The 12270-nt window shown below is 70.3% G+C and carries 12 protein-coding genes; 3 read left to right on the top strand and 9 right to left on the bottom strand.

Annotated elements, in window-relative coordinates; translation table 11 throughout:
• Window positions 1-2: 2 nt before the first annotated feature.
• The 7 genes from BM004_RS18970 to BM004_RS18940 all read right to left on the bottom strand — a co-directional run bounded on the left by BM004_RS18970 (window position 3) and on the right by BM004_RS18940 (window position 8402).
• Entirely contained in the window at window positions 3-749 is a 747-nt protein-coding gene (locus BM004_RS18970) for an enoyl-CoA hydratase/isomerase family protein (RefSeq protein WP_093215774.1), read from the bottom strand.
• 2 nt (window positions 750-751) lie between these two features.
• Window positions 752-1570 (bottom strand): enoyl-CoA hydratase, encoded by an 819-nt coding sequence (locus BM004_RS18965; RefSeq protein WP_093215771.1) that lies wholly within the window; start codon window positions 1568-1570, stop codon window positions 752-754.
• Window positions 1567-2763 carry a CaiB/BaiF CoA transferase family protein gene (locus BM004_RS18960; protein WP_093129930.1) on the bottom strand — a complete coding sequence of 399 codons (1197 nt, stop codon included), beginning with the start codon at window positions 2761-2763 and terminating at the stop codon, window positions 1567-1569. Before BM004_RS18960 ends, BM004_RS18965 begins: the two co-directional genes overlap by 4 nt.
• Before the next feature lie 62 nt (window positions 2764-2825).
• A complete protein-coding gene (locus BM004_RS18955) occupies window positions 2826-4367 on the bottom strand; it encodes a carboxylesterase/lipase family protein (protein WP_256219953.1) in 1542 nt (513 codons plus the stop codon).
• Between the two features lie 121 nt (window positions 4368-4488).
• Window positions 4489-5580, bottom strand: a complete 1092-nt coding sequence (locus BM004_RS18950; RefSeq protein ID WP_093129579.1) for an ABC transporter ATP-binding protein — start codon at window positions 5578-5580, stop codon at window positions 4489-4491.
• A 31-nt stretch (window positions 5581-5611) separates the two neighbouring features.
• A complete protein-coding gene (locus BM004_RS18945) occupies window positions 5612-7324 on the bottom strand; it encodes an ABC transporter permease (RefSeq protein WP_256219952.1) in 1713 nt (570 codons plus the stop codon).
• A 7-nt stretch (window positions 7325-7331) separates the two neighbouring features.
• Window positions 7332-8402, bottom strand: coding sequence for an ABC transporter substrate-binding protein (locus BM004_RS18940; RefSeq protein ID WP_093129577.1), 1071 nt, complete (start codon window positions 8400-8402; stop codon window positions 7332-7334).
• A gap of 155 nt (window positions 8403-8557) precedes the next feature.
• On the opposite strand from BM004_RS18940, the gene BM004_RS18935 reads away from it, so the two are divergent.
• The 3 genes from BM004_RS18935 to BM004_RS18925 are packed head-to-tail and all read left to right on the top strand — an operon-like array spanning window position 8558 to window position 11120.
• On the top strand, window positions 8558-9319 hold the full coding sequence (locus BM004_RS18935; protein WP_093129576.1) for a GntR family transcriptional regulator: 762 nt from the start codon (window positions 8558-8560) through the stop codon (window positions 9317-9319).
• Window positions 9320-9321: 2 nt separating this feature from the next.
• A complete protein-coding gene (locus tag BM004_RS18930; RefSeq protein WP_093215766.1) occupies window positions 9322-10305 on the top strand; it encodes a quinone oxidoreductase family protein in 984 nt (327 codons plus the stop codon).
• A gap of 38 nt (window positions 10306-10343) precedes the next feature.
• Complete coding sequence (locus tag BM004_RS18925) at window positions 10344-11120, top strand: glutathione S-transferase family protein (protein WP_093215765.1); 777 nt, start codon at window positions 10344-10346, stop codon at window positions 11118-11120.
• Here the strand turns inward: BM004_RS18925 and arfB are convergent.
• Both arfB and BM004_RS18915 read right to left on the bottom strand, forming a co-directional pair.
• Window positions 11111-11518, bottom strand: a complete 408-nt coding sequence (arfB, locus tag BM004_RS18920) for an alternative ribosome rescue aminoacyl-tRNA hydrolase ArfB (RefSeq protein WP_093215762.1) — start codon at window positions 11516-11518, stop codon at window positions 11111-11113. The genes BM004_RS18925 and arfB overlap by 10 nt on opposite strands.
• Window positions 11519-11553: 35 nt before the next feature.
• The coding region (locus tag BM004_RS18915; RefSeq protein ID WP_143120470.1) for an acetyl-CoA C-acyltransferase at window positions 11554-12270 on the bottom strand (717 nt) is incomplete at its 5' end.

Here is a 12270-nt window from a genome sequence, read left to right as displayed (position 1 = left end):
GCTCAGGTGCCCGTGAAGCGCGGCGGCCGCTTCTCGGCCCACGCGCGCTGTCCTTCGCGCAGGTCGGCCGATTCGGCGGCGCGCACCATGTCGCCGCGCAACTCGCCTTCGTCGAGCGTGCCGCGCGCGATGCGGTTCAGGTGCTTCTTCATGCCGATCAATGCAATGGGCGCCATGGCCGCGAGCGTGCCGGCCAGCCCTTGCGCCGCCGCGGCCAGTTCCGTCGCGGGCACCAGGTGGGTGAGGAAGCCGATGGCCTTCATCTCCTGTGCGTCGATGCGCTCGGCCGTCAGGAACAGCCGCTTGGCGTTGTCCAGCCCGAGCCGGCTCACGTAGCGCTCCAGCCCGCGCTGGTAGAAGTGCAGGCCCAGCCGCGCGGCCGGCATGAACATGTCGATGCCCTGCGCGCCAAGGCGGAAGTCGCAGGCCAGCGCGAAGTCGGTCGCGCCGCCGTAGACGCTGCCCTGCAGCAGGGCCAGCGTCACGGGCCGCGCGTCTTCCATCGCGTTCACCACCTCGTCGAAGGCCACGTGGCGCGACGCGCCGATGCGCCCGATGTCGTAGCCGCTGCTGAAGTACTTGCCCTGCGCCTGCAGCACGAGCACCAGCACCTCGGGCCGTGCATTCACCGTCTCGATGTGCGCCGCAATGGCCGCGAGGTCGTCGGGCTCCAGGCGGTTGGCCTGCCCGGGGCGCCGCAGCGTGATGCGCGCCACCGCGCCGTCGATCGTCAGTTCGGGAATGTCCATGCTCAACGTCCTTTGAAAACCGGGGTGCGCTTGTCCATGAAGGCGCGGCGGCCCTCGCGGTAGTCGTCGCTGTCGAAGCAGCGGTCGACCAGCGGCGCGATGGCGTCGGCCTCGGGCGTGGCCGAGTAGCTTTCGAACACGCGCACCGCCGCCTTGGCGGCGTGCACCGTGAGCGGCGCGTTGGCGGCGATGCCGAGCGCGTACATGCGCACCGTCTCGGCCAGCCGCCCCTCGTCCACCACGGTGTTCACCAGGCCGATGCGCAGCGCCTCGTCCGTCGCGAGGAAGCGCGCGCTGAAAAGAATGTCCTTCGCGGCCGACGGCCCCACCAGCCGCGCCAGCGCCGCGATGCCCGCGTACTCGTAGCCCAGTCCCAGCCTGGCCGCCGGAATGCCGAAGCGCGAGCCGGCGGTGGCAAAGCGGATGTCCGCCGTCAGCGCCAACGCGAGCCCGCCGCCGATGCAGAAGCCTTCGATCATCGCGACCAGCGGCTTGCTCAGCTGCGCGAGCCCCTGCTGGCCGCGCGCGGCGATCCTGCCGTAGGCTTCCTTCTGCTCGGCATTGGCGCGGAACTGCTCGAACTCGGAGATGTCGGCACCCGCCGCGAACGACTTGCCGCCCGCCCCGCGCATCACCACGACGCGCACCTCGGGGTCGGCCTCGAAGGCCTGCGCCGCATCGCCCAGGCCCTTCCACATCTCCAGCGACACCGCGTTGCGGCGCTCGGGGTTGTTGAAGGTGAGCCAGCCCACGCCGTCTTCCACCTCGGCCACGATCTTCGGCGTGGCCAGCGCCAGGCGGCGTGCAATGCGCGCGCTCATGCCACGGCCCCCGCGGCATGCATCGCCTCGATGGCGCCCGCGTCGTAGCCCAGTTCGCCCAGCAAGGCGTCGCACTGCTCGCCCGGGTCGGGGCCCGCGTGGTGAAAGTGCTCGGGATGCGCGAAGGCCGACAGGTTGATCGGCGAACGCAGCAGCGCCAGCTCGCCCAGCGCGGGGTGCGTGGCCGGGCGCGTCATGCGCAGGTGCCTGACCTGCGGGTCCTCGAAGGCCTGCCCGATGTCGTAGATCGGCCCGCAGGGCACGCCCGCCGGGTTGAGCCGCGCCACCAGCTCGGCGGTGTCGAAGCGCGAGGTCAGCGCGTTGATGTCGGCGTCGAGCTGCACGCGGTGCGCGAAGCGCGAGGCAGGCTCGCGGTAGTCGGGGTGGGCGAGCAGCGAGCCTCCGTCCAGCGCCTCGCAGAAGCCGGCCCACATGCGGTCGGTGCTGGCCGCGATGTTGATCATGCCGTCGCGCGCGCGGTAGGTGCCCATGGGCGCGAGCGTGGGGTGCGAGTTGCCCTGCTGCGCGGCCACCTCGCCGTCGACCGTGTAGCGCGCGGCCTGGAAGTCGAGCTTGTTGAGCATGCTCTCCAGCAGCGAGGTGTGCACCCATTGGCCCTCGCCCGTGTGCTCGCGGTGCAGCAGCGCCAGCAGGATGCCCTGCCCCAGGAACATGCCCGCCGTGGTGTCCGAGATGGCGATGCCCACGCGCACCGGCCCGCGCCCCGGCTCGCCGGTGACCGAGCTCAGCCCGCACATGCCCTGCACGATCTGGTCGACGCCGGGCCGGTCGCTGTACGGGCCGTCCTGCCCGAAGCCCGAGATGCTCGCCAGGATGATGCGCGGGTTCAGGCGCCGCAGCTGCTCGTAGGTCAGGCCCAGGCGCTCTTTCACGTCGGCGCGGAAGTTCTCGACCACCACGTCGCTGCGCGCGATGAGCCGGCGCAGCACCTCGGCGCCCTGCGGCTTCTTGAGGTCCAGGCACACGCTGCGCTTGTTGCGGTGCAGGTTCTGCTCGTCGGAGCCGCGCCGGCGGCCGGTGACGGAGCCGCGGTCCGACGGCGGGTCGACGCGCGTGACGTCGGCGCCCCAGTCGGCCAGCAGCCGCACGGCGGTGGGGCCGGCGCGCGCGATGCTCAGGTCGAGCACCTTGTAGCGGGACAGCGGCAGTTCGGCGCGGGGGGCATCGGGCATCGCGGCGGGCACTCCACGGTTGGCGTGGTCCACGTGGTTCGTGTGGTCGGTGAAGGCATTCATCAGTGCGCCCCCCAGTACTCGCGAAACGCCTTGCGCGGATCGTCCTGCGCGCCCGTGCGGCTGCTGTTGCCCTCGAAGACGAGCGTGCCGCGCTGCGCCACCGAGTACGCGGGCCAGCGCGGTGTTCGCGCGTTGTTCGGGTCGCCGGTGGCGGCAAACGCCACCCAGGCGCCGGCCAGCTGGTCGGCCAGCCGCACGTTTTCCGCGCTCGGGCCGTTCAGCCCGTTGCGGATGTCGTGCAGGCTCGGCCCGATGTCGGTGCCGTGCGGCGCGCCGTAGCGCCCGCCATAGGCCGGGCTGGCGATCTTCCACAGGTAGGCGTAGGCCGGCGCCGCACCGGCGGCCGCCTTGCGCCCTGCCTGCACCTGCGCGGCGCGGCGAAAGCTCATGTCGGTGTCGATGCGCGCCTGCAGCACGTAGGGCGACGCGGCCGGGTCTTCGTCGCGGTACATCGCGAGCACCTTGCGCGCATCGCCGCCCGCGCGGGCCTCCACGAACCTGAGCAGCCCCGCTTCGTCGAGGTTGAAATTGACCATGCGGTAGGCGCGCTCGTCCAGCACGGTGCCCACGATCATCGGCACCTCGGCCGAGAGCGCCGGCGCGTCGGGGTCGAAGGGATGGCGTGCAATGGCCGTGCCGTCGAGCACGGGCGAGAACGAGCGCGGCGCCTCGCCCTTGGCGCGGTCGGCCTCCTCCATCGTCACCTGCGCGGCCAGCAGCGTGTGCATCGGAAGCGACTGCAGCTGGCGCAGCGGGTCCTTGCCGATGCCGAGCGCGGCCACGAATTCGCTGGCCGCCCTGCGCGAGGCGTCCTGCGGCGTCACGCGCAGGGCCGAGCCGCTCATCACGCCGGCGCGGTGGAACAGGCCGCGCGCCGAAGGCATCGCCATCAGCGTGCTGGTCTTCAGGCCGCCGCCCGACTGGCCGAACACCAGCACGCGCGACGCATCGCCGCCGAAGGCCGCGATGTTCTCCTTGATCCAGCCGAGCGCGGCCACGATGTCGAGCATGCCCACCGCGCCCGACTGCGCATGGCGCGCGCCGCCGAGCTCCGACAGGTCGAGGAAGCCGAACGAACCGAGCCGGTGGTTGAGCGTGACCACCACCGCGTCGCCGAAGCGCGCCAGCATCTCGCCGTCGAACTGCGCGGAGTTGCCCGAGCCCGCGTAGTAGCCACCGCCGTGCAGGTGCACCATCACCGGCCGCCTGGCGGCATGGCCGCTGCTGGCCGAAGCCGAGGGCGTCCAGATGTTCATCACCAGGCAGTCTTCGCCCATGCCGCCGGGCTGCAGGTCGTACATGATCAGGTCGGCATAGGCGCGCCGGCGGTCGGCCGGCATCTGCGGCGCGTAGTTGCCGTAGGCCGTGGCGTCGCGCACGCCGGCCCAGCGCGCCACCGGCGCGGGCGGCATGAAGCGGTTGGCGCCCGCGGTATCGGCACCGTAGTGCACGCCCTTGAACACCGCGATGCCGCCCGACATGAGGCCGCGCAGGCGGCCGTTGGCGGTCTCGACGACGGGAAAAATCTCGCTCTCGGTCATGGCACTTGCTCCCCTGGCGCACCACAGTGCGCCCGTTGCCGCCGCGGCGCCGAGCAGGCTGCGACGGTGTAGAAAATTCTGGTGTTGTTGCATGTCGTCGTCTCCGTTTCTCTTGTTCGCATCAGCTCACCACGGCCACGCCGCGCGGGTCCACCGACAGCTGCGACTGGTGGCCGATCTCCAGCACGCTCGACGGCGGCGCGTGCACCTTGAGCGTTTCGCCGCCGCCCAGCGGCTGCACCACGTAGTCCCAGTACTCGCCGAGGTAGGTGCGCGACACCACCGACACCGGCCCCATCGGCAGCGCGCCCGGCGCCACCGGCGCACCTTCGCCGAGGTACAGCGACTGCGGCCGGATCGACACGCGCGCGTCGGCGCGGTCGCGCGCATCACCGGTGGCGGCGGCATCGGCGGCCTGCTCCACCGGCACTTCGCCCTGCAACCCGTCCAGCGTGATGCGGCCCGCGCGCAGGCTCGCGCTCACGAGGTTGGTGCGGCCGATGAAGCCCGCCACGAACGGCGTGTGCGGGCGGTTGTAGAGGTTCCAGGGCGTGTCGATCTGCTCGAGCCGGCCGAGGTTGAGCACCGCGATGCGGTCGGAGATGGTCATGGCCTCCGACTGGTCGTGCGTGACGTACACGGTGGTGAAGCGGAACTCGTCGTGCAGGCGGCGGATCTCGTTGGCCATTTCCTCGCGCAGGTTGGCGTCGAGGTTGGACAGCGGCTCGTCGAGCAGCAGCACCTCGGGCCGCACGACCATGGCGCGTGCCAGCGCCACGCGCTGCTGCTGCCCGCCGGAGAGCTCCGCCGGGTAGCGGTGCGCCAGGTGCTGCAGGTGCACCACCTCCAGCATCTCGTGCACGCGGCGCTTCGCCTGCGCGGCCGGCGTGCGCCGCACATCGAGGCCGAAGCCCACGTTCTGGGCCACGGTCATGTTCGGCCAGATCGCGTAGCTCTGGAAGATCATCGACATGCCGCGGTGCTCGGGCGGCACCGTGCGCCCCGCGCCCGATATCTCCTGGCCGTTCATGGCAATGGCACCGGCCGTGAGCTCGATGAAGCCCGCGATCATGCGCAGCGTGGTGGTCTTGCCGCAGCCCGAGGGGCCGAGCAGCGTGACCAGCTCGCCCTGGCGCAGCTCGAGGCTCAGGTCGTTCACCACCGCCGTGGTGCCGTAGTTCTTGTGGATGTTCTTGAGTTGAAGCTTGGACATGGGGGTTCCTTCTTGTTCCGTGCGTCTTGCGTCAGGGCCGCCGCAGCATGAAGTCGCGCCCGGCGACGCGCATGCCCGCCGCCACCACGAGCGTGGTGATCACCACCAGCACCACGCCCATCGCGGCCAGGGTCTCGTAGTTGCCCTGCTCGCTCAGGTCGAGCGTGAGGACCGACACCACGCGCGAGGCCGGGCCGGTGAGAAACACCGCCGTCGACAGCTCCTTGGTGCAGATCACGAACACCAGGATGAACACGCCCACCAGCGTGGTCTTCAGCAGCGGGAACACCACGCGCGCCAGCACGGTGATGCGCCCGCCGCCCAGCACGCGCACCGCCTCCTCGAGCTCGGGGTTGAGCGAGCGCACCGCCGCCGCGCAGGCCGTCACGGCAATCGGCAGGAAGCGCGTGGTGAAGGCCACCACGATCAGCGCGCCCGTGCCGTACAGCGAGAACGGCGGCCCCGCATACGCCGCATACAGGCCGATGGCCAGGATCAGCCCCGGCACCGCCACCGGCGCGAGCGACAGGAACTGCACCACGCCCGGCCACGGCGTGATGCGCCGCTGCACCGCATAGGCCACGCACAGCCCCATGAGCACGCAGACCAGCGCGGTGGCGCCCGAATACAGTACTGTGTTCACGAGGGCCTCGCGCACCGTCAGCTGCTGGAAGAAAATGTCGTGGTAGTTCGCCAGCGTGAGGTTGCCGCTCGCAACGCCCTTGCCCCAGGCCTTGGACAGCGACGCCAGCACCAGGATGGCCAGCGGCATCACCACCGTGAGCAGCGACACCAGCGCGGCGTACGCCAGCAGCGGCCACTTCCACATGCCGATGTCGAAGGGCCTGCGCTCGCCGCCCTTGCCCGACACCGAGACGAAGCCCTTGCGCGACAGCAGCCTGCGCTGCACCCAGAGCATCGCCACCGTGAGCACCAGGATCGGCATGGAGAACGCCGCCGCCTGCTCCACCCGCAGCGGGTATTCGAAGAACGACACGATCTGCGTGGTCGCGAGGTTGATGCCCGCCGGAATGGCAATGAGCGCCGGCGTGCCGTACAGCGCCACCGACTCCAGGAAGATCAGGATCGCCGCGCCCACGATCGACGGCATCACCAGCGGCAGCGTCACCCGCGTGAGCGTGCGCAGCTTGCCCGCGCCGTGGATCGAGGCCGCGTCTTCCAGCTCGGTGGAGATCAGGTCGAGCGCCGACTTGGTGAACACGTAGATCAGCGGGAAGGTGTACAGCGCAATGACGAAGGCCAGCCCCCAGAAGCTGAAGATGTTGAACGGCCCGCGTTCCCCACCCAAGCCGCCGAAGACCGCCAGCCACAGCCGGTTGAGCCAGCCGGCGTTCGGCCCGGCCAGCAGGATCCACGCGATGGCGCCCAGGAAGTTGGGCATGACGAAAGCGGCCAGCACGCCCATGTGCGTGAGGTTGCGGCACGGCATGTTGGTGCGCGACACGGCAAGCGCCAGCGGCACGCCGAGCGCCAGCGCCAGCACCGTCACCGCGCCGCCGAGGTAGAGCGAATTCAGCAGCGCCTGGATGTTGCGGGCGCGCCCGAGCGCGCTCGCGTAGTTGCGCAGCGTGGCGCTGCCGTCGGAGGCGGTGAAGCTGTCCCACACCAGCCGCAGGATCGGGTTGGCCACCAGCAGCACCAGCACCACGATGAGCACGCCGAACAGCCACAGCGCCGGGTCGGCCAGGCGCGAAGGCACGGCCGCGCGCGCGGGTTGCGGCATGGCCGCTTCAGACGCCGAAAGCATCGCGCCACAGGTCGATGACTTCGGGCACGCCGTCCACCGACTCCTTGGGGTCGGGGCGCAACGCGGTCTTGCTGTCGTCCAGGCCCAGCACGCCGGGCCGCGGCCTGGCGCCCGCGCGCTTGGGCACGCCGAAGCGCTCGACGGAAAGCTTGTCGACGTCTTCGCTGCCGAGCAGCCATTCCATGAAGAGTTTCGAGGCGTTGGGGTGCGGCGCGTTGGCCATGATGGCCGAGGGCGACAGCATGAGCACCGGCCCTTCCTTGGGCGCGACGATGGCGATCGGGTTGCCCTTGTCGGCAACCATGGCCGCGAGGTTGATCGGCCCCGCGCCGATCGAGCGCTCGCCCGAGGTGACGGTGGTCACGGTGTCGATGATCGAGCGGCCCACCTGCGGCTTGTTGGCCGCGAGCTTCTTGAACCAGCCGTCGCCGTAGAGCTTGCGCATCTCGATCGCCCACACGCCCACGAAGCCGCTGAAGCCCGGGTGGCCGACCGAGGCCAGGCCGCGCCACTTCGGGTCGACCAGGTCGTTCCAGCTCTTCGGCGCGTCGGCCGGCTTCACCTTGGCGGTGTTGTAGATCAGGCCGACCATCGCGACGCTGGCCACGTGGTAGTAGCCGTCGGGGTCGAGGTTCTGCAGCCGCTTGTCCATGCCGGCGGAGGCCGCGGGCAGGTACTTCATGAGCAGCTTGCGCTGCTTCAGGTCGAGGTAGTGCGCGATGTCGGTCGAGGAGAACACGTCGCAGTTGGCCGTCTTCGCCTTCAGGTCCTGGTTGAGGCGCTGGAACGCGACCTGCGCGGTGGTGCGCACCACGTTCACCTTCACGCCGGGGTAGCGCGCGGTGAAGGTGCGCGACATCAGCTCGGCGTCTTCGGAGGGCAGGTACACGATGTACCAGGTGAGCTCGCCCTCCTTCTTCGCGGCCTCGTGCAGCGCGTCGAGCGAAGGTTGGGACGGGGCCTGAGCCTGGGCCTGGGCACCCAGCCAGGGTGCGGAGGCGGCAGCGGCGGCCGCGCCGGCCAGGGCGTGGAAATGGCGTCTGTTCAGTGGCATGAGTGTCTCCATGGCCGGATCTGAGGAGGAATGCGCCGGCTCTTTTTCAGTGTATTCACGTCGCCTATAAAAATACATATCTCGTTTGTACGTATTTTTATAAACCGTGTGCGTGCACGATGATGTCTAGAATCCAGCGCATCGGAGACGTCTCAATGCCCCCATCGCAACGCATCAATCTCAGCGAAAAGATCCGCGCCGCCCTCGAGGCGGAAATCACTTCCGGCCACCTGACCGCCGGCTCCCGCATCGACGAGCAGGAGCTCATGGACCGTTTCGAGGTGTCGCGCACCCCGGCGCGCGAGGCCCTGCTGCAGCTCATGTCGGCCGGCCTGGTGACCACCGTGCCGCGCCAGGGCGCGGTGGTGGCGAGCCTGTCGCTGCCCGAGTACGTGGCCATGCTCGAGATACTCATGGAGCTCGAAGGCCTGGCCGCGCGCCTCTCGGCGCGGCGCATGCCCGCGGTGCAGCGCCGCCTGCTGGAGCAGGCCGACCAGGACTGCCGCGACGCCGCCGCCAAGGGCGACGCCGAGCTCTACGGCATTGCCAACCGCAGCTTCCACGAGATCATTTACGACGGCAGCCTCAACGAGGTGCTGGCCCGGCAGCTGCGCGCCATGCGGCTGCGCATGCGGCATCCGCAGCGCACGCTGTTCGACCGGCCCGGGCGCATCCGCAACTCGCTGGTGGAGCACAAGCAGGTGCTCGAGGCCATCCTCAACGGCGACGAGGACGCGGCCTGCCGCGCCATGACCGGCCACATCTCCAGCGGCGGCAACGTGTACGCGGACGCCATTGCCAGCATGCCGCACGGCGTGCCGGTGGCCGCGCCCGTCGCCACGCCGGAGGTGGCGGCCGACGCGCTGGCCGTGACGCAGCGCGCGGCGGGCAAGAAGAAATCCACCAGCAAGGCCTGACCATGCGCACCCAAGCCATCCGCATCCGGGCCCACGGCGGCCCCGAAGTGCTCGAACGCACCGAGGTCGAGGTCGGCGAGCCGGGGCCGGGCGAGGTGCGCATACGGCAATCGGCCATCGGCCTGAACTTTGCCGACATCTACCAGCGCCGCGGCTCGCACGGGCCGCATGCGGCAACAGTCTTTCCGGTGGTGCTGGGCGCGCAGGGCGCGGGCGTCATCGATGCCGTGGGGCCGGGTGTCCAGGCGCCCCTTCACGCGGGGCAGTCGGTGGCGTACTTCCATCCCGGCGCCTACCAGGCGGTGCGCAACGTGCCGGCCCAGCGCGTCGTGCCCCTGCCCCCTGGCATCTCCGAAGAGGTGGCGGGTGCCACGCTGCTGCGCGGCCTCACCGCCGAGTACCTGCTGCGCCGGCTCCATGCGGTGAAGCCCGGCGAGGCGGTGCTGGTGCATGCGGCGGCCGGCGGCATGGGCGTGATCCTGTCGCAATGGGCGCGCGCGCTCGGCGCCACCGTCATCGGCACCGTCGGCTCCGAGGCCAAGATGGACGTGGCACGCGCGCACGGCTGCCATCACGTGGTGAACTACCGAACCGAAGACTTCGTCGCGCGCACGCTGGAATTCACCGGCGGCAAGGGTGTGTCGGTGGTGTACGACGCGGTCGGCAAGGACGTGTTCCTGCCCTCGCTCGACTGCCTGCGCCCGCTGGGCATGGCCATCAACTACGGCACCGCCTCGGGCGACGTCGAGGCCTTCGACCTGCAGCGGCTGCATGCGAAGTCGCTGAGCGTGTCTCGGCCCACGCTGCGCACCTTCATCGCCGACCCGGCCGACCTGCGGCGCGGCGCGGCGGCGCTGTTCGACGTGGTGCTCGGCGGCCAGGTGAAGCTGGCGGTGGGCCACCGCTATGCGCTGGCCGACGTGCGCCGCGCCCACGAGGACCTCGAGAACCGCGCCACCACGGGCGCCGTCGTGCTCGTGCCCTGACCCCCGCACTCTTTCCCGTTCTTCAGAAGGAACCGCCCATGAAGCTCTATCACGGCTGGCTGTCCAGCGCGTCGCGCCGCGTGCGCCTGTGCCTGGCCGAAAAAGGCCTGCCCTACGAGAGCATTCCGATCGACATGGGCCGCCAGGAACACCATTCGCCCGCCTACCTGGCGATGAACCCGAACGGCGTGGTGCCCGCGCTGCGGCTGGACGACGGCCACTCGCTGTACGAAAGCTCGACCATCTGCGAGTACCTCGACGACCTGCATCCGCTGCCCTCGCTGCGGCCCGCCGATGCGTACGAGCGCGCCGTGATGCGCAACTTCGTGCGCTGGACCGACGAAAAATCGCTGCCCCACCTGCTGGTGCTGAACTGGAGCATCGCGCTGCAGCCCGGCGCGAGCCAGTGGAGCGACGCACAGCTGCAGGACAAGCTGTCGCGCATTCCCACGGCCGAGCGCCGCGAGGCCTGGCTGCGCATTGCGCGGCAGCCCTACACCGCCGAGGAAAAGGCCGCGGCGCTAGACAAGCTGCTGGCGCTGCTCGACAAGATGGAAGCGATGCTGGAAGGCGGCGACTGGCTGGTCGGCGCGGGCTACTCGCTGGCCGACATTGCCGCCGTGCCCTTCGTGGCGCGCATTGCCGAGCTGGCACCCGATGCGCTGTCGACCACTCGCTGCGCCCGCGTGGTCGGCTGGTGGGCGCGCATCCAGCAGCGCCCGGCCTTCGCGCAGGCGCGGCTCGAACGCTTCGACGCGGCATTGCAGCAGCGAGACAGCGCCGCCGCCACCGCGACGGCCGCGGCTCAGTCCTGAACCCGCCCGCGCAGGCTCTTGGTCTGCGAACGCTGGCTCTTGCCCTCGAGCCGGCGCTGCTTCGACCCGTAGGTCGGCTTGGTGGCGCGGCGCACGCGCGGCGGCGTCGCCACGCTGTCGACCACCGCCTGCAGCCGCGCGAGCGCGTCGGCGCGGTTCATTTCCTGCGTGCGGTGCTGCTGCGCCTTGAGCACCAGCACGCCTTCCTGCGTGATGCGGCTGTCGCGCAAGGCGAGCAGCCGTTCCTTCACGTCGGCGGGCAACGAGCTTGCGGGGATGTCGTAGCGCAGGTGCACCGCGCTCGACACCTTGTTGACGTTCTGGCCGCCCGCCCCCTGCGCCCGGATGGCACTGATCTCGACTTCGTCGGGATCGATCAGCAGAGGTGGGCGCAGCATGCCCGCAAGTGTGCCCTGAACAGGCGCAAGCGCGTTCAGACGCGCTCGAACACGGCGGCAATGCCCTGGCCGCCGCCGATGCACATCGTCACCAGCGCATAGCGGCCGCCGGTGCGGTGCAGCTCGGCAATTGCCTTGGTGGTGATGATCGCGCCCGTCGCACCCACCGGATGGCCCAGAGAAATACCCGAGCCGTTCGGGTTCACCTTGGCCGGGTCGAAGCCCAGCTCCTTGATGACCGCGCAGGCCTGCGCCGCGAAGGCTTCGTTCGACTCGATCACGTCGAAGTCGCTCACATTCAGCCCGGTGCGCTCCAGCACCTTGCGCGTGGCCGGCACCGGGCCGATGCCCATGTACGCGGGCTCCACACCGGCGTGCGCATAGCCCACCAGGCGCGCCAGCGGCTTCAGGCCGCGGGCCTTCACGCTCTCGCCGCTGGCCAGCACCACGGCGGCAGCACCGTCGTTGATGCCCGAGGCGTTGCCGGCGGTCACGAGGCCGTCTTTCTTGAACGCTGGCTTCATCTTCGCCAGCGTGTCGGCGGTGGTGTCGGCGCGCACATGTTCGTCGGTGTCGAACAGCACGACGCCCTTGCGCGTCTTCACCTCGACCGCAACGATCTGATCCTTGAAGCGGCCGGCGGCAATGGCGGCCGCGGCGCGCTGCTGGCTGGTCACGGCCAGTTCGTCCATCTGCTCGCGCGTGATGCCGTAGCGCGCGGCCACGTTCTCGGCGGTGATGCCCATGTGGAT

Source organism: Variovorax sp. OK212 (assembly GCF_900112425.1).
In the GTDB taxonomy this organism is placed as follows: Bacteria; Pseudomonadota; Gammaproteobacteria; order Burkholderiales; family Burkholderiaceae_C; genus Variovorax.
This window is presented reverse-complemented; position numbering and strand designations above follow the sequence as displayed.